Genomic DNA, 24,221 nt, shown 5'->3' on the forward strand with positions numbered 1-24,221 from the left:
TCCCACTCCTCGCTCTTATCCCAATTCATTATGGTTTCTCGCTTTAACGCCATAACGTCGAAATTGTTTAAATATTCTACACTTATTGTACATTGCTATAACCAATGCTTTCAATATATAATTAAGATATAATTAATCTATTATTGATATGAATCGAAGAAAGGGTCGTTTTTATTGGAACTCAGGCAACTCTATTACTTTATGGAAGTAGCTAAAAGAGAGCATGTAACGGAGGCAGCAACCTCCTTACATGTCGCTCAATCAGCTGTTAGCAGACAGATTGCCAATCTAGAGTCTGAGCTCGGTGTGCAATTATTTATTCGTGAGGGGCGTAACGTTAAGCTGACACAAGTTGGACACATCTTTATGGATCACGCCGAAACAGCTATCTCTGAGATTGAACGCGCAAGACAAGCTGTGTTCGAATTTCTAAATCCTGATACTGGTACGATTCGAATCGGTTTCCCAAACAGTCTAGCTGCCAAAACGTTACCTACCGTTATTTCTGCTTTTCGAAAAGAGCATCCAAGTGTTGGTTTTCAATTGAGGCAGGGTTCAGTTCAGGACCTTACGGATGCAGTTAGTAAAGGAGAAATCGATATCGCATTTGTTTCCCCAGTCCCGAAGGATCGGACTGATGTGGATGGGCATATTTTTTTCACGGAGAAGCTACTAGCCCTTCTCCCTATCTCACATCCACTAGCCGACTATCCGATGTTAAGACTCGGACAATTGAAGAATGAACCATTCGTTCTGTTTCGATCAGGCTATGCTCTTCATCATCTTGTTACCACAGCATGTCAGCAGGTTGGCTTTAAAACTCGAATCGCCTTTGAAGGAGAAGATATCGATACGATTAAAGGACTTGTGGCTGCTGGGCTCGGTGTAAGCCTCCTTCCTGAAATTACACTTTCAGAACAGCTTCCAGGCGAAACAGTAAAAATTGAACTATCTGAACCAAACGTGACTCGCACTGTTGGCGTCATTATCCCTAAAGAGAGAGAACTTGCTCCATCTGAAAGGAAGTTTTTTGAATTCCTTACCCATTTTTATGAAGTTCTTAACCGATTTGGGCAATAATTTGTATTTATTTATAATTCGCCAAAAAAGTACATAAAAGCCAGGGGTGAGTTTGATTCAATCAAACTCACCCCTGGCTTCTTAATTCGGAAAATTATTTGGGAGCTGTTTTGGAAGGTAATTTAAGAAAAATCCCAAGAACAAGACCTATTAAAAAAACAACTGCACTAGCAAGATACATCTGTTCATAGCCAATCAGAACCACTGCTCTAATTGCCTCCGTCATCTCCCTACTAAATGATTCAGCACCAGAAGTCGCTATGAAACCAGCAAGGATAACTGGCCCTAGGGATGTACCAATAGATCTTAATAAGCTTACGAGAGATAGTGCAGCCCCCGCTTCCCGATCAGGTGTTAATTCTAAAATAATGTAATTAAGCGGTGTTCCCATCGTAAAACCAATACCTACACCCGAGAGAATCATACCAATCGATAGCGATACAAAGCCCTGAGCAACGAAAACAAAAGTGAGAGATCCTAGTAGACTTAAAGTAAAACCTAGAAGCACTACCTGTTTCGATCCCCATTTATCAAGTAACACTCCGCCAATTGGAGCAGCAAAACCTGCAGCAACAGCTAGAATCGTCATAACGTATCCACCCTGCCCCCTTGATAATGAGAGGAGTATTTCAGAAAAGGATGGTATGAATATCATGCTTATAATACCAATACCTGTAATTGTCGAAATCAGAAGTGCTAGAACGATATTTCGGTCAGTGAAGTATGATAATTTAATAATTGGATCTTTCGCCTTTTTCTCCACTTTGACGAGCGGATAGATTAGCAAAATACTAAGTAAAAGCAGTGGCCATACAATCACAGATTGTAAAGAAGCAAAAAAGTCACTTGTGTCTAAATTCGTTAGTCCAAGTAATAATGAAATAATGACAAATGATAGGACTGCAGCACCGCTCAAGTCAAGTGATGGTCGCTTACTTTCTGTACGATCTTCAGGTAGTTTAAGACCCATCATTAATATAATGAAGGCAATAGGTAAATTAATAAGGAAAATCCATCTCCAACTCAGCTGTGCTACAAATAAGCCTCCAAGGTTTGGACCGAGTATAGTCGCTATTCCGTACATTGCGCCAACTAGCCCTAGGGCCATACCTCGCTTTTCTTTAGGGAAGCTACTACCAATCACTGCATTGGCAATCGGAATAATACCTCCACCTCCTAGAGCCTGAATCGCTCTACCAGTCAGTAGAAAAGGCAGTGATTGACTTAACCCTGCAATAAGTGACCCGATAGCGAAAAGGACGATACCTGTAAGAAAAACGCGTTTTCTTCCAAATAAGTCACCTAGTTTACCAACGATCGGCATACTTACTGCATATACAAGCGTATAAATCGTTACTACCCAAACTGTCCATTTTAAGTCAATTCCAAGTTCCTCAATTAATGTCGTTAAAGCTGGTGATACAATACCAGAATCAAGTGCTCCAAGAAACACACCGAGTAGAAACGTAATTAGTATAAATCGGAGTTGTTTATCCACGCTTCATTTTCCCTCACTTTCAATTCATATATCTGTATTCAGCAAGTAGATGAAGAACTAATCTATTTAGAAGTTGGCCATAACAATTTGCTTAAGTCTTTATAATTCGTTACATATAAATCAGCACCTTGTGCACTGTTTTGAAAAAGACACGTTTTTAAACCAATTTCCTTCGCTGGAAGGATATCAAGCACACGATCGCCTACCGCAAGATCGAGGTTATGTTTTTTATGTAAATATCGATAAGAAGAAGCATCAGGTTTACGAGGATAGCCATCATCTCCTGCAACAAGATCTTTGAAATAATGTTCCATATTAAAATGCTTCAGGATACTAGTGACCTCTGCTCGAGGCTTATGTGTCATAATCACATTCAATTCTGCTTTTTCTAGAATATCTTTCAATCCTGGAAATGGTGGTTTATCATCTGGTGATAATGCATTATCCATTTCACGAAACGTTTCTATTTGTTTTTTTGATAAATTGAAAAAACTTGCAGCATGATGGAAAGATACTTTTAATTCCTTTAGAATATCTTCTTCTTTGACTCCAGAAGGCACTAGTTCTCTCATTACTCTAGTAAACGCTGGGTATGTATCAAAAAGTGTGCCATCAAAATCCCATAAGATTCTCATCGTGTAACCCCTCTCATCTTTTATAAGTAAAGAAAAGCCGCTCACTTCGAGCGGCTCTTTTAGTTAAAATTGTGTTTTCTCTTCTAGGAAGCTTTTCAGTTCGGAAATCGGCATTCTCTTTTGTTCCATTGTATCACGGTCACGGATTGTTACTTGTTGATCTTCAACTGAATCAAAATCGAAAGTGATCGCATACGGCGTACCAATTTCATCGTGGCGACGGTAACGTTTACCGATTGAACCTGCTTCATCATAATCAACCATAAAGTATTTAGCTAGTTCAGCATGTACTGCTCTCGCTTCTTCAGAAAGCTTCTTAGAAAGTGGGAAAACAGCTGCTTTGAAAGGTGCAATAGCAGGATGGAAGTGCATCACGCTTCTTGATGTTCCATCTTCAAGCTCTTGTTCTTCATAAGCTTCAATTAAGAATGCAAGTGTCACACGATCTGCTCCAAGAGAAGGTTCAATACAATATGGCACATATTTTTCACCTGTTTGTTGATCATGGTAGGTAAAGTCTTCATTCGAATGTTCCATGTGCTGCTTAAGGTCATAGTCTGTTCTTGATGCTACGCCCCAAAGCTCTCCCCAACCAAACGGGAATTTGTACTCAATATCTGTTGTTGCATTACTATAATGTGATAATTCGTCCTCTGCATGCTCACGCAGACGAATGCTTTCTTCACTTACACCTAGATTAAGAAGCCAGTTCTTACAATATTCTTTCCAGTACTCGTGCCATTCCAGTTCGTTCCCCGGTTTACAGAAGAATTCAAGTTCCATTTGCTCGAACTCACGTGTACGGAAAGTAAAGTTACCTGGTGTAATTTCATTACGGAAGCTTTTACCAACTTGAGCAATTCCAAAAGGAACTTTCTTTCGCATAGAACGTTGAACGTTTTTGAAGTTCACGAAAATACCTTGTGCTGTTTCAGGACGAAGGTAAATTTCACTTGTGCTTGACTTTGTTACACCTTGATGAGTTTTGAACATTAAATCAAACTGGCGAATTTCTGTAAAATCATCGCTACCACATTCAGGACATGTAATATTATTTTCTTTAATTAAACGACCCATTTCTTCAAATGAAAGACCGTCTGCAATCATATCATCTGTATCAGTTGATAAAGCATCCTCAATCAATTTATCTGCACGGTGGCGTGTTTTACAGCTTTTGCAATCAATTAAAGGATCATTGAAATTCCCTAAATGACCTGAAGCTTCCCATGTTTTCGGGTTCATTAAAATCGCAGCATCAAGACCGCTATTATACGGTGACTCCTGTACGAACTTCTTCCACCATGCACCCTTAATGTTGTTTTTAAGTTCCACACCTAGTGGACCGTAGTCCCATGTATTCGCAAGGCCACCATAAATATCGGACCCTGCAAAGATAAAGCCTCTGTGTTTCGATATAGACACAATTTGCTCCATTGTAATACTCATGTCAATCTCTCCTTTTATTCAATCTCTTCAAATATAAAAAGCTCCCGACCCATGGACAGTAATTGTCCAGGGACGAGAGCTTGTGCACCCGCGGTTCCACCCTAGTTGATGTATAGTGATGATACATCCACTTTCAGAATTCCAACTCCAGACTGCCGTTTCACCAGATTTTTTCAGGCTTTCACCATCCCTGAATCGCTAGTAAGTAATCTCCTGGTTACTATCTGTCCTTCACAGTTGTACATATTATGTATGCAATTGATAAGACATATGATACAAAAAATGAATACCCAAAGTCAAGGGATTTCAATTGGAACATCTCTTTACTTATTATCACCAAAAAAAGAACGATCTATTGATCGCTCTTATTATTTATGTAGTCTCATCGTTGTAGGTTTATTATATTGTCTTAAAAATGCTTGAACCTCATCCTTTTGGAGTCCTAGTTCTTTAGCGGCTTTCATCAAAATAACCCATTCTTGATCAAGTATTTTTTTAGACATTATCTTGGCCACGGCCATTCTCTTCATCCTCCTTCGTATGTTTTCCAGGAGGACCAGCCGTCATCGTTGGAATTCCAACATTAGACCTGTGTCTTTGCGTCCCACCCTTTAAGATGGTTTGCCTTTTTCTGGAGAGTTCAGAAATGACACACTCCAACAATAATCCAAGTTATACAACATGAACAGTGACGTTTTTGAATAATTAAGAGAACAGTGACGTTATATGCTACTAATATACCAGTAATTCATATAAAATTCAAAATATTTTTATTAATTTCTCAAAAAAAATTCATTCTAACATGATCTTATTTTTCTCATACCTTAATAATGACTATACTACTATCATAAAGGAAGTATTCTAATGAATAGAAATCTAATCGGCACTGCTTGGAGCGGCACACATGTTGTAATTATTCGCTGTACCCAAGACACGAATAAAGTTATTTCGTTTTTTAGTAGTCTTCATGCCCCAACAGAACCACTCCATCCATTATGTACGGAGACCTTATCAATCTATTTAAGCATAGGCTACTCCATTTCCTTCGTCCATTCACTTACTGATGGTACAATTGAATATATTTTAACAAAATAAAAGAGAGGGAAGCCCCCTCTCTTTTATTTAAATTGACTTAAATAATCTTTTACTTGATCAGGGTTCTTTGTATTAGCACTGTGAAGATGGCCAATCTTTTTACCTTCTTTATAAATAAGAAGGCTTGGGATCCCCATCACATCATTTTCTTCTGTAATTTCAGGAAACTGTTCAATATCAATTTGAGCCCATTTTTTATCATCATGTTCTGTCATAATATCATCGATAAAAAAATCAAGACGCTTACAATCAGGACACCAATTCGCCTCATATTTTAAGATTGATACATTCGTATCGTTAATAAATGATTGATAAGAATCATTTGTTTCAATTTTTTTCATGTAATTCTCCCCTTTGTAACTAGCGTTAAAACAATTATACCGAAATACCCTCTCATTGTCTTTCAAGTGACTCTCTTTACATAGCACTGAGATAATCAAGACTAAATAATCCTTCTCGAACAGCCCGCGTTTTTTCATGAACAAAACCAGAAGCAGATGCAAGTTTCTGAAACTCACTGTTACTATACTTATATGGATTTTCAGTATGGATGGTCTCATGATTTTTAAATGGAATCGTTACATTTCCAATTGTTCTATTCTTGAAGTTGATCGATGATTCGGATATTGCTTTATGCTTAATCATTCAACATCTCCGGCAAGACGTATTCCAGTAAATTGCCATCGTTTATCAGGACCGAAAAAGTTCCTGTAGGAAGGACGGATATGTGATTGAGAAGTTACACAAGAGCCTCCTCGTAAAATCATTTGATTACTCATGAATTTAGCATTGTATTCACCTAATGCACCATCAAGTGGTTTGTTTCCTGGATATGCCATGTAAGGACTTTTAGTCCATTCCCATACATCTCCATATGCTTTTTGTAGCTGTCCTTCATCATTTTTAATTGAAGCAACAGGGTGATAGACACCATCCTCTACAAAGTTACCCTCAATAGGCTGATCTCTTACTGCCACTTCCCATTCAGCTTCTGTAGGAAGACGTTTACCTACCCAGCTTGCATATGCTTCTGCTTCATAATAGCTAATATGCGTAACTGGTTCTTCCTTGTTTATAGGTCCCAAACCATGAAGCGTAAAATTATACCATTCTCCATCTTTATTCTCCCAGTGTAAAGGCGATTCCCATTTTTGATTCTTTACTGTTGACCAACCATCTGATAACCAGAATTCAGCTCGCTGATACCCTCCATCTTCAATAAATGCAAGATACTCTCCATTTGTCACAGTTCTTGTAGCAAGTTCAAACGAGTCAAGCCACACTTTATGTACGGGACGTTCATTATCGAAAGAGAAACCGTCCTCATCATCGATCCCAGTTTCTACAAGTCCTCCTTCAAACGAAACCCATTCTAAAGGAGAAGCTTTGGCATCAGAATTCATTTCAAGTTCGCGGTAAACTGGTTTAAGTGGATTAATTGAAAAGTTATATTTGATGTCAGTCATAAGTAGCTCTTGATGCTGTTGTTCATGGTTTAATCCAATTTCGATCAACCCTGATATCTTAAATAGCTTCTTTTCGTCTGTTTCTTTAATTAATCTCGTTATTTCTTCATCGATATTTTTACGGTAACTTCTTACCTTTTCAATACTAGGTCGACTTAAAAGGCCCCTAGAATGTCTCTGAAAGAAACTTCCAACACTTTCATAGTAAGAATTAAATAAGTAATCGAATTCTTCATGAAAGGAACGGTAACTCTCACAATATTCTTTTAGAATAAACGTCTCGAAAAACCATGTTGTATGAGCCATGTGCCATTTTGGAGGACTTACATCCGGTATAGATTGTATGGTAAAGTCTTCGGTTTCAAGAGGTTCTACTAATTTATTTGTCATCTTTCGTGTCGTCTCGTATGAATGGAGCAATTGATTTCTTAATTCATTTGTTTGAATGGATTGTTGTACCATATGTTCCTCCCCATATATTAGTAATAGTAGTAACACCAAAAATTACCACCGTTTCTTCTAAATTAAACATTTATAAGCATATTCCTGTTTCCACAAGTGCTCTTGCTATCACTTTATGACCTGATGTGTTGGGATGAATGCCATCTTCTGATAATAACTTTCCTTCTCTTCCGCGGAAAAGATTAAAAACATCAGCTACTTTGACGTGTTCTCCTTTAGCACAGCTATAAATATGACGGTTAAAGGCCTGAACCCAGTAATTTGATAATGGGAGGTCAGGAATCGGATTGTACAAATTGATCACTCTTATCATATAATCGTCACCATGTTTAGTTAAAGCAGTTGATAGATAATTCACGATCCAGCTCATATTTTCGCAGCACTTATGGAGAGCTTCATATAATATGGCTTTATCATTTGTTTTCACAAAAGCTTGCACAGCATCAATTAAGTCATTTCCCCCAGCTGTTAATGTTACAATGGTCGTTTTCCTTAACGAAATATAAGACGAAGCTAAACCTCGTTTAACATCTTCAGTCGTTGAACCATTTTCTGCATAGGTTTTTGTTTCAATGCAATGATTTGTAGCCCGTGTAAGTGCTGAAGCGTAAAAATCTACAAATGTAGGTGAAAATAAAATTGTGCCTGTACCAAGGGTAATGGAATCTCCAATTGCAGTATAAAGAATTGGATAATCTGTCATAGAAACACCTCATTGAATAATTGATCTACCTTATTCGTATCGACTCAAATTGGTTCTTCCTATTCATCCTAGAGATCACCACTATTCAGGACTTTTCCCTTAAAAATGATAGTGGGTACACTACAATCGCCTGAATAGTTAATCAACTCTTGTTGTTTATGCGGTTGGTCAAAAAGATTTATTTCTTCGAAGGGAATTTCTTTCTCTTTAAGATACGATTTTATTTTTACACATTTGATACAACTCGTTATCGTGTATAATGTAAGCTGTTCCATGTTAGATTCCTTACCTCCTAACATGATGAGTATACGATTAATACCTATGTAATTGATGTAAGCTGAATTACAAGGGTCGTTTTCGGAATAAAGTTTGAATTAATTGCAGGTGAAAACAATGGATAAGTTAACAATGCTATCTCAGATTAATTTGTTCGATGAGCTCGAGATGAGTGATTTAAAACAAATTGATAATGTCAGTGATATGCAACCTTTAAAGAAAGGTACTATAATTCTCGGACCAGAGAAACCTATGAAAGCTCTTTTTCTACTGAAACAAGGGACAGTCCGCCTCTATCGATCAAATGCCGCTGGGAAACAATTAACCGTAGATCTTCTCGGGGATGGGAATATTTTCGGGGAAACGTCTAGTTTTTCGTTAACTGATGATTTGGTTTATGCCGAAGCAATGTCTGACGTGTATGTTTGTGTTATTGGGAAGGCTCAATTTGAAGAACTTATTTCTGACAACCCTAAATTGGCCATTAAATTTATAGAAATTCTGTCATCACGTCTTAAGGATATATACGAAATGAGCGAGAATCTTGCGCTGCACAGTGTAAAATATAGAATCCTTTCACTCTTACTTAAATTAAGCGAGAAATTTGGAAAGCGTAAAAACGAATGGCAAACGATTGACATCAAATTAACTCACTATGATATTGCAACTATGATCGGTTCAACAAGAGAAACAGTAAGTGCAACAATTGGCGAACTTAAAAAAGCAGGTTATATTAAGAAAAATCCGCTTGTTTTTGCGGTTCACGCTAGTAAAACAAGCGGATTCCTTGAAGAAAAAGGTGAATAATAGCATAAGAAAAGACGCTACTTTCTCGTAGCGTCTTTTCTTACCCCTCGATCTAAGGTGCCATTTTTCCATCAGAATCTTTCTGGTTATCTTTTTTACCCTCAAGTTTATCCCACTTGATTGGTCTATTAAGATTTAATTTCTTTTTTAAGTTCAACAAGCAGTTGAAATGACCAACATACCATTTATCGAACTTAACCATATGAATGGTTTCCCAGTCCCTCATCTCCTTCGTACATCCATCACAATGTATTTCCATTGGAAGGCACTTCCTGTCTTAAGTATTTTCTTTATTTATATTCAAGAGATCTAGAATGTGATTGGTCATCTGTACGAAAAAGGCGCATCCTCTTAGATGCGCCTCGATAAATTATATAAGATTCTCAGGATTTAACGCCTGAAGTGCCTCTGGAACAAACTTTCCATCTTTACGAATCAATTCATCATCAAACCAGATTTGACCACCACCATATTCAGGACGCTGGATTAAAACGAGATCCCAGTGAACGGAAGAGTCATTACCATTTGGAGCTTCATCATATGCTTGTCCAGGTGTGAAATGGAATGAACCATCGATCTTTTCATCGAAAAGGATATCTTTCATTGGCTCTCGTATAAATGGGTTTACTCCAATAGCAAATTCTCCGATATAACGAGCGCCTTCATCTGTATTAAGAATTTGATTTAAACGTTCAGTATCATTTGCCTCAGCATCAATTACTTTACCATTTTCAAATGTAAGCTGAACATCCTCAAAAACGAAACCGTTGTATGGCGATGGCGTGTTATAAGTAATCACTCCATTTACGCTATCCTTAACTGGAGCTGTAAATACTTCACCATCTGGAATATTAAGTTGTCCCGCGCATTTCACGGCCGGAATATCTTTAATTGAGAAGCTCAAATTCGTATCTGGAGAAACAATTCGAACGATATCTGCTTTATTCATTCGTTCAACAAGCGCATCCATGGCTTCACTCATTTTCGCGTAATCCATCGTGCACACTTTAAAATAGAAATCTTCAAAAGCTTCTGTACTCATACCAGATAGCTGCGCCATAGATTCATTAGGATACCTCATTACAACCCACTTTGTATGCTTGACACGCTGGTTGCTATGAACTTTTGTTTTATAAATTTGATTATACAAAGCCATCTTCTCTTCCGGGACGTCAGATAGTTCATTGATATTCTCAGATCCACGTATCCCAATATATGCATCCATTTTTTCCATCTGATTTAAGTCAATCTCTGCCCATTGTGATATTTGGTCTTCAGTTGCATTCATCAACATTTCACGAATGATCTGGTTATCACGTAAGTTTACATGTGGAAATCCCCCTACCTTATGTACTTCTTTTACAATGCTTCTTACAAGGGTATTATCCACATCAAATGCTTCAATTAGAACGTGTTCACCTGGTTGAATTTCAGTTGAGTACTGAACAAGTTTCTGTGAAAATTCTATAATACGAGAATCAATCATATTCTCCCTCTTTTCTAAAAATATAATAGCTTCGCCTTTCATTATACGCATTAAAGAACCATTTCTTCAAACAATAGAAAACCGGGCATAAGCCCGGTTTGTCCTTATTTAATATCTTGGTTGTACTCCATGTAGATCACATGTGTTTTTAAATACTCATTCAAGCCGTGTTTACCATCTGCGCCGCCAATTCCTGATTGACCCATTCCGGCATGGAATCCTTGCACGGCTTCAAAGTTCTCACGGTTTACGTATGTTTCACCATAACGAAGCACATTAGACGCCTTCATAACTTCATGCATGTTATCACTAAAGATTGATGAAGAAAGTCCGTAGTTCGTATCATTCGCAGCTTCTAAGACTTTATCAAAATCGCTATATACAACAATGGGCAGTACCGGACCGAAAATTTCCTCTTGAATCACATTCATGTCCTGAGAAACATCTGTTAGGACTGTTGGCTCAAAGAAGAAGCCTTTATCTCGATCAATTCGCTTTCCACCAGTCTTTACAACTGCACCGGCTTTAACTGCGTTGTTTACCATCTCTTCAACAGAATCAATTTGCTGTTCATTAGCAAGCGGGCCAATGTCACAGCCTTCTTCGTTTAAAGAATCACCAACTTTTGTATTTTTGAAGGTTTCAGTAATTTTCGAGATGAATTCTTCAGCCACATCTTCATGTACATATACTCTCTCAGCGTTCGTACAAGCTTGCCCATTATTTGTAATGCGGGAAGTTGTAATCTTCTCGACTGCAAGATCAACATTGGCATGTTTTGTTACGATTGCTGGCGCTTTACCACCAAGCTCGAGGTTTACTTTCGTAATGTTTTTAGCTGCTGCTTCCATTACTTTAGATCCTGCTGGATAGCTTCCTGTTAAGCTTATCATTGAAATATCAGGGGAAGACGCAAGTGGTGTACCAATATCTGAACCTTTACCAGTAATTAAGTTAAATACGCCATTCGGAACACCAGCTTCATGAATGATGCTTGCTAGCTCACACGCCGTATTTGGTGTGTATTGACTTGGCTTGATAATGATGGGACATCCTGTAACAAATGCTGGTGCAACTTTGCGTGCGAAGATAAACATTGGGAAGTTCCACGGTACAATTCCGCCAACAATGCCAATTGGTTTTTTGAATACGAGAATATTCTCATTTGGACGATCACTTGGAAGAACTTCTCCTTCATATCTTCTGGCCCAACCAGCCATATATTTGAAATAATCGATCGTTAATTCGACTTCGGCTTTGGATGCACCCGTAGTCTTACCATTTTCTTCGGTAAGCATTTTAATAAATGTATCTTTACGGTCTTCTATTTTATTTGCAATCGTTGTTAAGTATTCAGCTCGTTCAATAGACGGTTTATGTTCCCATTCCTGCTGTACCGATTTAGCCGCTTCGATTGCTCGCTCTACGTCTTTCTCATTACCTTTAGGTATGCGGGAAATCACTTCTTCTGTTGCTGGATTAATAACATCTATCATTTCTTCAGAATTGCTTTTTGTAAATTCACCATTAATGTAGATTTGATAACTCTTCACTTGAAATACCTCCTACGTGTTAGTGGTGAACTCTTCCCGTCTTAGGAACATGCTTAAACATGTTGTAGCACATTCAATATTTTAATGCCTTTCATGCACAAAAAAACCCTGCTTATAAGCAGGATTTCGCATTACTCTTCACGTTCTTCATTGCTTACAGTTTTGTGTCCAGTTGAAGCTTCATGTGGAAACTTCGTTTGATCAGCTGATGCAGGTCGCTTCCGCTCCATACCTTTTTTCTTATGATCAAATGCTTTCCCTCGACCCATACTATCCCTCCTTCCATGTGGATAGTATGTCACCTGTAATAACCCATATTCGAAAAAAATTATATACGGATGTATAAGATCAGGTTCATCTGGCCATTATAATTAGTGAAGAAGGAAAACAAAAGTGTATAAGGAAAGACGGCATCGTCAATCAAGGAGATGGTCGCGTTGTACTACTCTGTTGGTAAAACAAGGCTCTAACAACTTTCTTTAGAAAGAGGTGTCTCCAAAAGACAATTACCGTTCTACCCCATCGCTTGTTTAGCAATAGCTAATAATTTCCTTCTTCATGGCCTTATCCATACGGATAGGGCCTTTTTCTATACGCTTTCCTTCACTTTTAAGTGATGATTAGCTAATTCAAGCTGAACTTTAATTTGTTCAGGTGAAGTACCTCCATAGCTTTTTCTTGCATTCATAACGTTTGCAGGCTTCAAGATATCAAATACATCTTCCTCAAACAGTGGCGTGAAGGTTTGGTATTCTTGTAGCGTCAGATCCAGCAAATACTTCTGATGCTGTATGCTGTATAAGACGATTTTGCCAATCATTTCATGAGACTCTCTAAACGTCATACCTTTGTTCACAAGGTAATCAGCTATATCTGTTGCATTTGAGTAATCTTCATTTACTGCCTGCTTCATGTTTTCTGTTTTCACAGTCATCGTCGCAATCATTGGCGCTAAAAGTTTTAGTGCTCCGTCTAGCGTTTTAGCTGTATCAAACATGCCTTCTTTATCTTCCTGCATGTCTTTGTTATAAGCCAGAGGCAATCCTTTCAGAACAGTTAGCAAACTGAATAAATTCCCATAAACTCTTCCTGTTTTGGCACGTAACAATTCCGGCACATCAGGGTTTTTCTTCTGTGGCATAATACTAGATCCTGTGCAGAAAGAGTCGTCTAGTTCAATGAACTGAAATTCCTGACTGCTCCAAATGACCATTTCTTCAGATAAACGAGACATGTGCATCATTAGCATTGAAGCGTTCGATAGAAACTCAAGAATAAAATCACGGTCACTTACAGCATCCATACTATTTGGATAAACAGCTTCGAACCCAAGTAGCTCCGCAGTACGATGACGATCAATTGGAAAAGTCGTCCCTGCTAGCGCACCTGCACCAAGTGGTAGCACATTTGTACGCTTCAAGCTATCCTGAAATCTTTCCTTGTCTCGCTCAAACATCCAGAAATAAGCGAGCATATGGTGTGCAAAGGAGACAGGCTGCGCACGTTGTAAGTGTGTATAACCAGGAAGAACCGTTTCCACGTGTTCTTCAGCTTGCTTCACGATTGCCTGCTGAACAGCTTCGATATGTGAAATGAATAACTTCACCTTTTTCACAAGATACATGTGCATATCGGTTGCTACCTGATCGTTACGGCTTCTTCCGGTATGAAGCTTTCCCCCAACAGGACCTATTTCATCAATGAGTGCTTTCTCGATATTCATATGAATATCTTCATGTGATACATCATATTCAAACTCACCAGATTGAATATTCTCAAGCACGATATTCAGTCCGCGTTTAATTTCTAACATGTCTGCTGAACTAATTACGCCGCATTCACTAAGCATCTGAACATGGGCAAGACTGCCTTCGATATCTTCCTCTGCAAGTTCTTTATCATACTGAATAGATGCTGTATATTCTTCTACGAGCTTATTCGTTTCTTTCGTAAAGCGTCCTCCCCAAAGCTTAGACACATTAACATCTCCTTATTGGTGTACTTTTTGCTTTTTATGCACTTCCGCATTTACTTTAGTTGGTAGTCCCCATAACTTAATGAAACCTACCGCTGCATTATGATCGAAGAGATCTCCTTTAAGATACGTAGCGAGTTGTTCGTTGTATAAGGAATTTTCAGACTTACGCCCAACGACTGTGTGCGTTCCTTTGTAAAGCTTGATGCGAATCTTTCCACTAACAACTTTCTGTGTTTCGTTTATAAATCCTTCAAGTGCTTGACGAAGTGGTGAATACCAAAGTCCATCATAAATGAGCTTTGACATCTGCTGATCAACCGTTGTTTTGAACTGCGATACTTCACGTGTATGTGTTAGAAATTCTAGCTCTTTGTGTGCATTAATTAAAATTAGTGCGCCAGGATTTTCATACACTTCTCTTGATTTAATACCAACGAGACGATTCTCAATATGATCAATACGCCCTATTCCATGGTGGCCACCAAGTTCATTAAGCTTTTCAATAAGGTCAACTAGCCCCATTTCCTCACCGTTCAATGAAGTTGGGCAACCTTCTTTAAAATCCACTTCAATGTACTCTGGCTCATCTGGTGTTAGATGAATTGGCGCAGTCCATTCGAACGCTGCTTCAGGTGCTTCAGCCCAAGGGTCTTCTAGTACTCCTGCTTCACAAGCACGGCCCCAAATATTCGCATCTATTGAAAAGGGATTATCCAACTTAACAGGTACCGGAATTCCTTTTTCTTCAGCATAAGCAATCTGTTCATCACGTGTCATACCCCATTCACGGACTGGAGCGATCACTTTCAAGTCCGGATTCAACGCTTGAATCGAAACTTCAAAGCGAACCTGGTCATTACCTTTTCCGGTACACCCATGAGCAACAGCTGTTGCTCCTTCACGTTCTGCGGCTTCAACAAGAAGCTTCGAGATGAGTGGGCGTGACAGTGCAGACGATAGCGGATACTTTCCTTCATATAATGCATTAGCTTTTAGAGCTGGTAACAGATAGTTCTGAGCAAGCAATTCTTTTGCTTCGATCATGTATGCTTTAGAAGCGCCGACTTTCAACGCCTTATCCTTGATCGTTTCAAGATCTTTACCTTCTCCTACATCGAGTCCAAGTGCAATTACCTCATAACCGTATTTCTCTTCAAGCCATTTTATCGAAATGGAGGTATCTAATCCTCCAGAATATGCAAGAATGATTTTTTCTTTCGCCATGCTTCCCACTCCTTATCTTTGTATTAATATATATGATAACGTATATTTATTCAAAATGCATTAAAAATTTTTAACTTTTTAATAAAAGTTTTAAAAGAGCTTTTTGTGCATGAAGACGATTCTCTGCTTCCTGGAATACAACAGAGTGTGGACCATCAATAATATCTCCTGTAACCTCTTCTCCTCTGTACGCGGGCAAGCAATGCATAAAGATGTAATTTTCATTGGCGTTTATGCACAATTCCTTATTAACTTGATATGGTTCAAATACTCCTTCGCGTTCTTCTTGTTCATCTTCTTGACCCATACTGGCCCATACATCTGTAATTAACACGTCCGCATTCTTCACAGCATCGAAAGGATCTTCGGTAACGTTAATTACTGCGCCAGTCTCTTTTCCAACTTCTTTTGCTTTGGATAAGATGGCTTCGTCTGGTTCATATCCTAGTGGACAGGCAATGGTAAAATGCATCCCTACTTTAGCTGCACCTTCTATTAATGAATGAGCCACATTATTCCCATCACCAAAATAAGCTGCTTTCAACCCACTTAGCTCACCTTTATGTTCCATAATCGTAAGCAAATCGGCAAGGATCTGTGCTGGATGGTGTGTATCTGTCAATCCATTGATAACTGGAATTGATGATGCTTCAGCAAAGCGTTCAATTGTCTCATGACCAAAAGTCCGAATCATCACACCATCAAGATATCCCGCAAGCACTTGTGCCGTATCCTCAATCGTCTCGCCTCTTCCAAGCTGAATATCTTTTGAACTTAAGAATAGAGCATGCCCTCCAAGTTGCAACATGGCTATTTCAAATGAGATGCGCGTTCTGGTTGATGATTTTTCAAAGATCATCCCTAGGACTTTCCCCTTTAGTTCCTCATGAGGTATGCCCTGTTTCTGTAATTTTTTCATTTCAACTGCTTCTTTTAAGAGATATTGAATTTCTTCCGTTGAGAACTCTGAAAGCGTAAGAAAATCCTTCCCCTTCATACCTTCTTCAATTTCGTTCTCTGCTTTCTGTATTGATTGCATCATCAAATCATCCTTTCTGTCCGATTGTATTCTTCTCCATCTGGTGCCAATCTTGAAGACTCATCACTTCCATCGTCTTAAAACCAGTCAGATCTAGCAGCTGAAGAGTGTCGATATGAGTAAAGCATGGAATTTTATAACGTGTTGCAAGCGCGCGAATTTGAAAACCTGACCGTTCTTTTTCTCTTCCAGTAGTCGGAATGGATATTACAGCTCCTAGCCCTTCTTTCATCAATTTCTCTACGTCTTCCAACTCTTTCTGGATAAGCGTCGCCTGAATTCCTTTATTATTTAAAAACTGAGCGGTTCCAGGAGTAGCATATAGTTCTACACCCTTTTCAGTAAGTTTGAATAAGACTTGTGAAGCAGCTTCTTTATGTTCTTCACTTATCGAACAAAGAATTTTTGAAGGTAGTACCTCTGTATCCCATGTGGATAATACAGCTTTACTAAGCGCCTCCTCTTTGTTTTTTGCTATAGCAAGTACCTCACCAGTTGACTTCATTTCAGGTCCTAATACATGATCGACGTTTTTTAACTTTCCGTTTGAAAAAATCGGGAATTTCACGGTGTAATAAGGTTTTTCTTCTAAAAGCCCTGTTAATTCGAGTGAGTTTGGATGTAATTGTGCTTTAATCGCCCATTCGACCATTGGGACATTGGTTACTTTACTCATAACAGGAACGGTTCGAGAAGATCTTGGATTTATTTCGAGAACGTAAATCGTATCTTCATCAATCACAAATTGAATATTCATAAGCCCACGACATTCGAGTGCTCGTGATAACTTCTCAGAGTATTGGGTGATGACTTCCTTCTGTTTTTTCGTAATAGAAAGAGGTGGGTAAATCGCGGTGCTATCTCCAGAATGGACTCCCGCTCGCTCAAGGTGTTCCATGATACCTGGTATGGCAACTGATTTACCATCACAAATCACATCGACTTCACATTCAACGCCTTCCACATAACGATCAAGCAGAAATGGCCACATTTTTTTTGAACTTGAACCTAGCTTCTTCGTGTACTTTTTCAACTCATCTAAGTTTCGGAAGATAAACATATTTTGTCCCCCAATAACGTAAGATGGCCTCACGATGATCGGAAACCCTAGTTCTTCAGCAAGCTGCTCCATTTCATCAGGTTTATATGCCATTCTTCCTTCTATATATGGAATTGATAGTGAGTTCAACAATTGATAAAATTGATCCCGGTCTTCCACCTTATTGATGTTCTCAACTGGTGTTCCTAGAATCAGTATGCCTCGTTCATGAAGCTCCTCAGCGAGATTAACGGCTGTTTGACCACCAAATTGAACCGCTACACCAACAACATTCTCTTTCTCGATAACCGCAAGAACGTCTTCTAGAGAAAGTGGTTCAAAGTAAAGGCAATCTGCGATGCTATAGTCTGTACTCACTGTTTCAGGATTATTATTCATGACCACTGCTCGGTACCCTAACTTTTTCACTGCTTGAGCCGCATGAACAGAGCAATAGTCAAATTCGACACCCTGACCAATTCGAATCGGCCCAGAACCAAGCACGAGAATAGCTGGATCACTGACCACCTCTAGTTCATCGTTTCCTAGAAAAGTGGAATAGAAGTAAGGCGTCACCGCTTCAAATTCACCTGCGCACGTATCGACTTGTTTCATTCCACGATTAATACCTGCATTCTTACTCATCTCGTTAACAGTATCAATCGTTTTTCCGATAGCTTCAGCGATGAACGAATCACTTATGTTTAAACGCTTGGAGCTCAATAACAATTCTTCGTTCAGGTCGGTTTCATTTTTCAACATCATTTCAGCGTCTACGATTCGCTTCACTTTATCAAGAAACCAGTTGTCAATCGCTGTAAGGGACTTTATGTGCTCTACAGAATAACCTCTACGAAAAGCTTCACTAATTAAAAAAAGCCTTTCGTCTGTAGGATGTTGCAGTTGATAATCTAAATTTTCTGTACTGACATTTTGGTAAAAATTATTCGTTAATGAATAATGACCATTTTCTAAGGAACGAATCGCTTTGTTTAAAGCCCCCTCAAAGCTTCGATCAATCGCCATTACTTCTCCTGTTGCTTTCATTTGGGTTCCAAGACCTCGATCACCTTCAGGAAATTTATCGAATGGGAATCGAGGTATTTTAACGACTAGGTAATCCAGCGCTGGTTCGAAAGCTGCAAACGTCGTTCCAGTAATAGGGTTTGGAAGTTCATCAAGTGTATAACCGATCGCACATTTTGCCGCCATTCGAGCAATCGGATAACCTGTCGCTTTAGAAGCGAGAGCTGATGAGCGACTCACCCTTGGATTAACTTCAATAATGTAATAGTCGTTGGATTCAGGATTTAACCCAATTTGAATATTGCATCCTCCAATCACATTAAGAGAGCGAATCACTTTCAAGGAAACATTTCTAAGCATTTGATACTGGTAATCATTTAACGTCTGTGAAGGTGCAACAACAATCGAATCTCCGGTGTGAATCCCAACTGGGTCCATATTTTCCATGTTGCACACGATCATGCATGTGTCGTTCTCATCACGCATTACTTCATACTCAATTTCTTTCCATCCGAGCATGCTTTTCTCAATAAGAACTTGCGAAATTGGACTTAACGCTAGTCCTCGTTCCACAATCTCAAGCAACTCGTGATCATTTGCAGCAAAACCGCCTCCTTCACCACCCATCGTATAGGCAGGACGAACCATAATTGGATAACCAATTTCATTTGCAAAAGTTAAAGCTTCCTCTCCCGTTACAGCAATTTTTGATTCAGGTACTGGTTCTCCGATGTCAATCATCATTTGTCTGAACTTCTCACGATCTTCTCCGTTTTGAATTGATTCAACTGACGTTCCAAGAAGCTCAACGTTTAACTTCTGGAGGATCCCTTTTTCATATAGTTGCACAACAAGATTTAATCCTGTTTGCCCTCCAAGTGTTCCTATAATGCCATCGGGATTTTCCTTTCGTAGAATCTCTTCTACATAGTCAATCGTCATCGGCTCCATATATACGTGATCAGCGATTGTTTTATCCGTCATAATTGTTGCAGGGTTACTATTGATTAAGACGACTTCAATACCTTCTTCTTTAAGAGCAAGACAAGCTTGCGTACCAGCATAATCAAATTCTGCTGCCTGACCAATGACGATCGGACCGGAACCTAGAATCACTACTTTTTTTAACTCTTTACGTAAAGGCATAATGCTGGTCTCCTGTTCTTGTAATCTGCTGCAAAAAATCGTCGAATAAATACGCCGTATCTGATGGTCCTGCATGTGCTTCAGGATGGAATTGCACTGATTGGATGTTGTATTTCACATGCATCAATCCTTCCACTGTTCCATCATTCAAGTTCATAAAAGTTGGTTTGAAGCCAGTATCTATAAGACTATCTTGCACTACTTCATACCCATGGTTCTGAGAAGTAATATACACCTTACCAGTTTCTACGTGCTTAACAGGATGATTTGATCCTCGATGCCCAAACGAAAGCTTTCGAGTAGAAGCACCATGAGCTAGAGCTAGAAGTTGGTGACCAAGACATATTCCGAAAACCGGATACATTTCACTTATGATGCGTATCGTTTCGTAACTTGCGGATAAAGCTTCAGGATTACCTGGTCCATTGCTTAAAACAACTCCATCGGGATTTAGATCAAGAAGCTGATCTAACGTTGTATTATAAGGAACAACAGTGACCGCGCACCCAATGGATTGTAGTGCCGTTAAAATTGACTTCTTATAGCCGAAATCAATCAATACAATATGTGGACCGTTATTTGGAAAATGCTTAAATTCTTTAACTGACACAAGAGGAACATACGATTCCCCTAAACGCCAATCGATCTCCGCTACTGGCAATTCGGTCAGTATTTTACCCTTCATCGTTCCATGATCTCTAAGCATCTTTACAAGAGCTCGTGTGTCCACTCCAGTTAATGATGGGATATGTTTTTGCGCGAGTCCATTCGAGAACGAATTGTTAGATAGGTAGTGACTAGGCGTTTCACATTGCTCACCTGTTACGACACCGTGAAGATGGAGATGCTCACTTTCACTATCAAAATCATTCATTCCATAATTTCCAATCTGTGGATAGCAAAAAACTATAATTTGCCCTGCATAGGAGGGATCAGTCACGATTTCCTGATAACCAGTCATGCTCGTATTAAAAACCACTTCTCCTGTGGCCTCGAGATCCCCTATTAGGACCCCTTCAAACACCGCTCCGTTTTCAAGAGCGAGATAGCCTTTTTTCATTGCTGTTCACCCTCCTCCGCTGCCTGAAAAACTTCTGTTAAAACGTTCAAAAAGTTATTCACTTCTTCTTGAGTCACATTTAAAGGTGGAAGAATCCGAAGTACTGAAGCACCGGCCGTTAAAACCAGCACACCTTTTTCTCTCAGTTCCGTCATATACGGTACTGCTTCTTTCACTTCAATCCCTATGAGCAAACCAAGTCCTCTTACTTCTAAAATCGATGTACACTGTTCTGAAAGATTTTTTAATTCACTTATAAGATAGTTTGATGTGTTGCTAACTTCAGGCAATAGAGAAGATACCTGTTTAACAGTTTCAACAGCAGCTGCTGATGCAAGAGGATTTCCTCCAAACGTACTCCCATGAGCCCCAGGACCAAAAGCAGATCCCACGCTTTCCTTAGCAAGCATCGCGCCAATCGGAAATCCTGATCCAAGTCCTTTAGCAAGTGTCATAATGTCAGGTTCAAACCCATATTGCTCATGCGCAAATAGGGTTCCCGTTCTACCCATTCCAGTTTGAACCTCATCCACTACAAGTAGGATATTGTTTGACTGACAAATCTCAACAAGTTTTGAGACCCACTGTTGATCTGCCGGTCGAACACCGCCCTCCCCTTGTACAAGCTCAAACATGACAGCTGCTGGTTTCTGCTCCTCGATTTTTGCTAAACTCTCAAACTCGTTATAAGGAAGGTACTGGAATCCTTCCAACATAGAACCAAAGCCTTCTTGCAAATTTGTTTGTGCAGTAGCTGAAAGAGATCCGAGCGTCCTACCGTGGAATGACTTTGTAAACGTTACAATCGTTTCTTTGTCACTCCATTTTCTAACAAGTTTAATGGCCGCTTCGTTGGCTTCTGTTCCACTGTTACAGAAAAACACTTCATCAAAACAGCTTTTTTCTGTAAGCAAGTCTGCAAGCTCCTGTTGTTTCGGAATGTGGTATAAATTAGAGCAATGCCAGAGAAGATCTAACTGATCTGTGACAGCTTTTTTTACTGAAATTGGCTGGTGCCCGAGATTACACGTTGCAATCCCTGAGGTGAAGTCTAGAAATTTCATGCCATTTGCTTCATATAGGAAGCTGCCATCACCTTTCACTACAGTGATTGGAAGACGATTGTACGTTTTCATAATGCTAGTTTGAGAGGTTTCAGTTGGTGACATTTGTAAGCTCCTTTCGCACAATCCTAGTGCCTATCTGTTCATTAGAGACAGCTTTTTGTAGAGCGTTCTTTTCTCTTCCATCAAGAATAATAACGGAAGACACTTGATCAGAAAGGGCAGCAACCGCACCTTTAACTTTCGGGATCATACCACCTGATATTGTGCCTTCTTCTATTAACTTTGTAATCCTAATTTCATCTAAAGATCTAAATACAACTTTTTCACCATTTATTTCTTTGTAAATGCCAGGGATATCACTCACAAGACAAATCTCTGCAAGTAACGATTGTGCAACAGCAGACGCTGCTTCATCTCCATTAATATTGAGCGACTTCCCATATTCATCCATACTAATCGGAGATATAACAGGTATGTAACCTGAAATAGACAGCTGTTCAATTAAAGATCGATCCACATGAGTCACTTCGCCTACTCGACCAAGCGCTTGATCAGTCTGTTTACAACGAAACATCCCTCCATCTACACCGCTTATACCAATTGCTTTCCCACCAGCACAGTGGATGTTCCTTACAAGCTGCTTATTTATTTTACCGCTCAGAACCATTTCAACTGTATCAACCATTTGATCAGTCGTTACTCGTAATCCGTCAACAAAAGCTGTCTCAATCGATAACTTTTGTAGCATATGAGAGATTTCTGGACCACCACCATGTACAAGCACTGGATAGATGTCATAAGATTTGAGTTTAATAAGATCCTTATAGAATTCATCTGGAAGTTGATCTAAAATACTTCCACCACATTTAATAACGAAATACTTCGATCTATTATGTTCTGTAGGATGCATTGATTCTGACATAGTCATAAGTAAGATCACACCCCCATGCTGTCGCTTCTTTGGTTCCGTTACCCAAGTCAACATAAATATGAATGTTTTCATTTTCTAAGTAGCTCTTTGCTTCTTCTTCACTAAATTTAGTAGTTATTCCATGATCAACTACTTTAATTCCACCTAGTGATATGGAGAGCGATTCTTCTTGAACTGATTCACCGCTGTACCCAATCGCACAAACGATTCGCCCCCAGTTCGCATCTGTGCCATAAATGGCTGTTTTAACAAGACTAGAGCCTACAATCGATTTCGCTATTGCTTTGGCTCCATTATTCGTTTGTGCTCCCTTTACATGCACTTCAACGAGCTTAGTTGCACCTTCACCATCTTTTGCAATCATTTTGGCTAAGTATTGACAAACATACTCAAGTGAATGTAAAAACGTTTCCCAACCGGAATGATTTTCAGATAATGCTTTGTTTTCAGCTTGACCGTTTGCTAAAAGAAGTACCATATCATTCGTGCTCGTTTCACCATCTACTGTAATCATATTGTAGGTACGATCTGTTACCGTACTCAGTGCTGTTTGAAGTGCCTCCGTTTCCACTTTTGCATCTGTTGTAACAAAAGCAAGCATTGTTGCCATATTCGGCTTAATCATCCCTGAACCTTTTGCTGCACCTCCGATCGTAATCATCTTCCCGTCTATCTCGCATGTTACTGCAATTTCCTTTGTTATTGTATCCGTCGTCACAATGGCTTCAGCAAAATCACTTCCGCTTGTCATTTCTTCGTAATTTGGAATTTGCTTTATTCCTTTAGCAATAGCTTCCATCGGTAAATATTCGCCGATTACACCTGTAGACGTAACAGCTGTTTGTGCTTCTTTTATATCCATAACTTCTGCAAATTGTTTGCGCATTTCATAAGCATCTTCAAGTCCCTTTTTGCCAGTAAAAGCATTTGCATTTCCAGAGTTTACGATAATTCCTTGCAATAGTCCCCCAGATAGACTCTCTTTCGTCACTTTCAATGGAGGTGCCTGGAAGGTATTCAACGTGAAAACCCCCGCTGCAGCTGCTGGAACATTCGACTTAATCCAACCAAGATCTTTTCGCTTTCGCTTTAACCCAGCATGAAATCCTCCTGCCTCAAATCCTTTCGGAGATGTAACTGTACCTTCTGTTACTTTAGTAAAAAGTGTCTCACTTGCAGTTGTCATTGCCACAAAGTTCAATCC

Annotated in this window: 24 protein-coding genes and 1 riboswitch; of the genes, 3 read left to right on the forward strand and 21 right to left on the reverse strand. The window is 39.2% G+C overall.

The genetic code is table 11. From position 1 onward, the window contains the following. The first annotated feature begins 174 nt into the window (after positions 1-174). Entirely contained in the window at positions 175-1,080 is a 906-nt protein-coding gene (locus FBF83_RS01100) for a LysR family transcriptional regulator (RefSeq protein ID WP_136945317.1), read from the forward strand. Between the two features lie 94 nt (positions 1,081-1,174). Here FBF83_RS01100 and FBF83_RS01105 read toward each other — a convergent pair whose 3' ends face one another. The 4 genes from FBF83_RS01105 to FBF83_RS01120 all read right to left on the reverse strand — a co-directional run bounded on the left by FBF83_RS01105 (position 1,175) and on the right by FBF83_RS01120 (position 5,180). Beyond that, on the reverse strand, positions 1,175-2,578 hold the full coding sequence (locus FBF83_RS01105; protein WP_136945318.1) for an MFS transporter: 1,404 nt from the start codon (positions 2,576-2,578) through the stop codon (positions 1,175-1,177). Between the two features lie 62 nt (positions 2,579-2,640). Next, complete coding sequence (locus FBF83_RS01110) at positions 2,641-3,213, reverse strand: HAD-IA family hydrolase (RefSeq protein ID WP_136945319.1); 573 nt, start codon at positions 3,211-3,213, stop codon at positions 2,641-2,643. Positions 3,214-3,276: 63 nt separating this feature from the next. After that, positions 3,277-4,659: a glycine--tRNA ligase gene (locus tag FBF83_RS01115; RefSeq protein WP_136945320.1), complete on the reverse strand. Its 1,383-nt coding sequence runs from the start codon at positions 4,657-4,659 to the stop codon at positions 3,277-3,279. Positions 4,660-5,027: 368 nt separating this feature from the next. Continuing rightward, on the reverse strand, positions 5,028-5,180 hold the full coding sequence (locus FBF83_RS01120) for an anti-repressor SinI family protein (protein ID WP_240687948.1): 153 nt from the start codon (positions 5,178-5,180) through the stop codon (positions 5,028-5,030). A gap of 26 nt (positions 5,181-5,206) precedes the next feature. Then, a riboswitch (cyclic di-GMP riboswitch) is annotated at positions 5,207-5,295 on the reverse strand. A 228-nt stretch (positions 5,296-5,523) separates the two neighbouring features. On the opposite strand from FBF83_RS01120, the gene FBF83_RS01125 reads away from it, so the two are divergent. Then, on the forward strand, positions 5,524-5,754 hold the full coding sequence (locus FBF83_RS01125; protein WP_136945321.1) for a hypothetical protein: 231 nt from the start codon (positions 5,524-5,526) through the stop codon (positions 5,752-5,754). A 23-nt stretch (positions 5,755-5,777) separates the two neighbouring features. On the opposite strand, the gene FBF83_RS01130 is transcribed toward FBF83_RS01125, so the two are convergent. The 5 genes from FBF83_RS01130 to FBF83_RS21390 form a co-directional block, all read right to left on the reverse strand. After that, positions 5,778-6,095: a thioredoxin family protein gene (locus FBF83_RS01130; RefSeq protein WP_136945322.1), complete on the reverse strand. Its 318-nt coding sequence runs from the start codon at positions 6,093-6,095 to the stop codon at positions 5,778-5,780. A gap of 76 nt (positions 6,096-6,171) precedes the next feature. Continuing rightward, on the reverse strand, positions 6,172-6,399 hold the full coding sequence (locus FBF83_RS01135; protein WP_136945323.1) for an L-histidine N(alpha)-methyltransferase: 228 nt from the start codon (positions 6,397-6,399) through the stop codon (positions 6,172-6,174). Next, positions 6,396-7,682 (reverse strand): ergothioneine biosynthesis protein EgtB, encoded by a 1,287-nt coding sequence (gene egtB / locus FBF83_RS01140; protein WP_136945324.1) that lies wholly within the window; start codon positions 7,680-7,682, stop codon positions 6,396-6,398. Before egtB ends, FBF83_RS01135 begins: the two co-directional genes overlap by 4 nt. A 70-nt stretch (positions 7,683-7,752) precedes the next feature. Next, complete coding sequence (locus tag FBF83_RS01145; RefSeq protein ID WP_136945325.1) at positions 7,753-8,385, reverse strand: SGNH/GDSL hydrolase family protein; 633 nt, start codon at positions 8,383-8,385, stop codon at positions 7,753-7,755. Positions 8,386-8,453: 68 nt separating this feature from the next. Beyond that, the gene (locus tag FBF83_RS21390; RefSeq protein ID WP_136945326.1) at positions 8,454-8,684 is read right to left on the reverse strand and encodes a glutaredoxin family protein; all 231 of its coding nucleotides are present in this window, start codon (positions 8,682-8,684) and stop codon (positions 8,454-8,456) included. Positions 8,685-8,778: 94 nt separating this feature from the next. Between FBF83_RS21390 and FBF83_RS01155 the strand changes: the two genes are divergently transcribed. Then, positions 8,779-9,468, forward strand: coding sequence for a Crp/Fnr family transcriptional regulator (locus FBF83_RS01155; protein ID WP_136945327.1), 690 nt, complete (start codon positions 8,779-8,781; stop codon positions 9,466-9,468). Between the two features lie 52 nt (positions 9,469-9,520). On the opposite strand, the gene FBF83_RS01160 is transcribed toward FBF83_RS01155, so the two are convergent. The 12 genes from FBF83_RS01160 to argJ form a co-directional block, all read right to left on the reverse strand. Then, a complete protein-coding gene (locus FBF83_RS01160; RefSeq protein ID WP_048309524.1) occupies positions 9,521-9,727 on the reverse strand; it encodes a hypothetical protein in 207 nt (68 codons plus the stop codon). 111 nt (positions 9,728-9,838) lie between these two features. After that, positions 9,839-10,954, reverse strand: coding sequence for an aminopeptidase (locus tag FBF83_RS01165; RefSeq protein ID WP_136945328.1), 1,116 nt, complete (start codon positions 10,952-10,954; stop codon positions 9,839-9,841). A 104-nt stretch (positions 10,955-11,058) separates the two neighbouring features. Next, positions 11,059-12,507 (reverse strand): aldehyde dehydrogenase, encoded by a 1,449-nt coding sequence (aldA, locus tag FBF83_RS01170; protein WP_136945329.1) that lies wholly within the window; start codon positions 12,505-12,507, stop codon positions 11,059-11,061. A 131-nt stretch (positions 12,508-12,638) separates the two neighbouring features. After that, positions 12,639-12,776, reverse strand: coding sequence for a hypothetical protein (locus tag FBF83_RS20630; protein ID WP_169525128.1), 138 nt, complete (start codon positions 12,774-12,776; stop codon positions 12,639-12,641). Positions 12,777-13,096: 320 nt separating this feature from the next. Continuing rightward, positions 13,097-14,485 (reverse strand): argininosuccinate lyase, encoded by a 1,389-nt coding sequence (gene argH / locus FBF83_RS01175; protein WP_136945330.1) that lies wholly within the window; start codon positions 14,483-14,485, stop codon positions 13,097-13,099. Positions 14,486-14,497: 12 nt separating this feature from the next. Further along, the gene (locus FBF83_RS01180) at positions 14,498-15,709 is read right to left on the reverse strand and encodes an argininosuccinate synthase (protein ID WP_136945331.1); all 1,212 of its coding nucleotides are present in this window, start codon (positions 15,707-15,709) and stop codon (positions 14,498-14,500) included. Between the two features lie 70 nt (positions 15,710-15,779). Then, complete coding sequence (gene argF, locus FBF83_RS01185; RefSeq protein ID WP_136945332.1) at positions 15,780-16,748, reverse strand: ornithine carbamoyltransferase; 969 nt, start codon at positions 16,746-16,748, stop codon at positions 15,780-15,782. A gap of 7 nt (positions 16,749-16,755) precedes the next feature. Continuing rightward, positions 16,756-19,959, reverse strand: coding sequence for a carbamoyl-phosphate synthase (glutamine-hydrolyzing) large subunit (gene carB / locus FBF83_RS01190; RefSeq protein ID WP_136945333.1), 3,204 nt, complete (start codon positions 19,957-19,959; stop codon positions 16,756-16,758). Beyond that, positions 19,946-21,019: a carbamoyl phosphate synthase small subunit gene (locus tag FBF83_RS01195; RefSeq protein WP_136945334.1), complete on the reverse strand. Its 1,074-nt coding sequence runs from the start codon at positions 21,017-21,019 to the stop codon at positions 19,946-19,948. The genes carB and FBF83_RS01195 overlap by 14 nt, the downstream gene beginning before the upstream one ends. Beyond that, positions 21,016-22,188 carry an acetylornithine transaminase gene (locus FBF83_RS01200; RefSeq protein WP_136945335.1) on the reverse strand — a complete coding sequence of 391 codons (1,173 nt, stop codon included), beginning with the start codon at positions 22,186-22,188 and terminating at the stop codon, positions 21,016-21,018. Before FBF83_RS01200 ends, FBF83_RS01195 begins: the two co-directional genes overlap by 4 nt. After that, a complete protein-coding gene (gene argB / locus FBF83_RS01205) occupies positions 22,175-23,014 on the reverse strand; it encodes an acetylglutamate kinase (protein ID WP_240687949.1) in 840 nt (279 codons plus the stop codon). Before argB ends, FBF83_RS01200 begins: the two co-directional genes overlap by 14 nt. After that, positions 22,977-24,203 (reverse strand): bifunctional ornithine acetyltransferase/N-acetylglutamate synthase, encoded by a 1,227-nt coding sequence (gene argJ, locus FBF83_RS01210; RefSeq protein WP_136946445.1) that lies wholly within the window; start codon positions 24,201-24,203, stop codon positions 22,977-22,979. The genes argB and argJ overlap by 38 nt, the downstream gene beginning before the upstream one ends. Positions 24,204-24,221: the final 18 nt, after the last annotated feature.

The organism is Guptibacillus hwajinpoensis (assembly GCF_005144865.1).
GTDB lineage: Bacteria > Bacillota > Bacilli > Bacillales > Guptibacillaceae > Guptibacillus > Guptibacillus hwajinpoensis_A.

Excerpts from the sequence above, each read along its gene's own strand:
- FBF83_RS20630 (WP_169525128.1), bottom strand. The coding sequence starts at position 12,776 with ATGGGTCGAGGGAAAGCATTTGATCATAAGAAAAAAGGTATGGAGCGG.
- FBF83_RS01125 (WP_136945321.1), top strand. The coding sequence starts at position 5,524 with ATGAATAGAAATCTAATCGGCACTGCTTGGAGCGGCACACATGTTGTA.
- FBF83_RS01160 (WP_048309524.1), bottom strand. The coding sequence starts at position 9,727 with ATGGAAATACATTGTGATGGATGTACGAAGGAGATGAGGGACTGGGAA.
- carB (WP_136945333.1), bottom strand. The coding sequence starts at position 19,959 with ATGCCTTTACGTAAAGAGTTAAAAAAAGTAGTGATTCTAGGTTCCGGT.
- FBF83_RS01130 (WP_136945322.1), bottom strand. The coding sequence starts at position 6,095 with ATGAAAAAAATTGAAACAAATGATTCTTATCAATCATTTATTAACGAT.
- FBF83_RS01110 (WP_136945319.1), bottom strand. The coding sequence starts at position 3,213 with ATGAGAATCTTATGGGATTTTGATGGCACACTTTTTGATACATACCCA.
- FBF83_RS01155 (WP_136945327.1), top strand. The coding sequence starts at position 8,779 with ATGGATAAGTTAACAATGCTATCTCAGATTAATTTGTTCGATGAGCTC.
- FBF83_RS01180 (WP_136945331.1), bottom strand. The coding sequence starts at position 15,709 with ATGGCGAAAGAAAAAATCATTCTTGCATATTCTGGAGGATTAGATACC.
- FBF83_RS01120 (WP_240687948.1), bottom strand. The coding sequence starts at position 5,180 with ATGGCCGTGGCCAAGATAATGTCTAAAAAAATACTTGATCAAGAATGG.
- argB (WP_240687949.1), bottom strand. The coding sequence starts at position 23,014 with ATGACTATGTCAGAATCAATGCATCCTACAGAACATAATAGATCGAAG.
- egtB (WP_136945324.1), bottom strand. The coding sequence starts at position 7,682 with ATGGTACAACAATCCATTCAAACAAATGAATTAAGAAATCAATTGCTC.
- argJ (WP_136946445.1), bottom strand. The coding sequence starts at position 24,203 with ATGACAACTGCAAGTGAGACACTTTTTACTAAAGTAACAGAAGGTACA.
- FBF83_RS01135 (WP_136945323.1), bottom strand. The coding sequence starts at position 6,399 with ATGATTAAGCATAAAGCAATATCCGAATCATCGATCAACTTCAAGAAT.
- FBF83_RS01145 (WP_136945325.1), bottom strand. The coding sequence starts at position 8,385 with ATGACAGATTATCCAATTCTTTATACTGCAATTGGAGATTCCATTACC.
- FBF83_RS01195 (WP_136945334.1), bottom strand. The coding sequence starts at position 21,019 with ATGAAAAAAGGCTATCTCGCTCTTGAAAACGGAGCGGTGTTTGAAGGG.
- FBF83_RS01200 (WP_136945335.1), bottom strand. The coding sequence starts at position 22,188 with ATGTCACCAACTGAAACCTCTCAAACTAGCATTATGAAAACGTACAAT.
- FBF83_RS01115 (WP_136945320.1), bottom strand. The coding sequence starts at position 4,659 with ATGAGTATTACAATGGAGCAAATTGTGTCTATATCGAAACACAGAGGC.
- FBF83_RS21390 (WP_136945326.1), bottom strand. The coding sequence starts at position 8,684 with ATGTTAGGAGGTAAGGAATCTAACATGGAACAGCTTACATTATACACG.
- argF (WP_136945332.1), bottom strand. The coding sequence starts at position 16,748 with ATGCAATCAATACAGAAAGCAGAGAACGAAATTGAAGAAGGTATGAAG.
- FBF83_RS01165 (WP_136945328.1), bottom strand. The coding sequence starts at position 10,954 with ATGATTGATTCTCGTATTATAGAATTTTCACAGAAACTTGTTCAGTAC.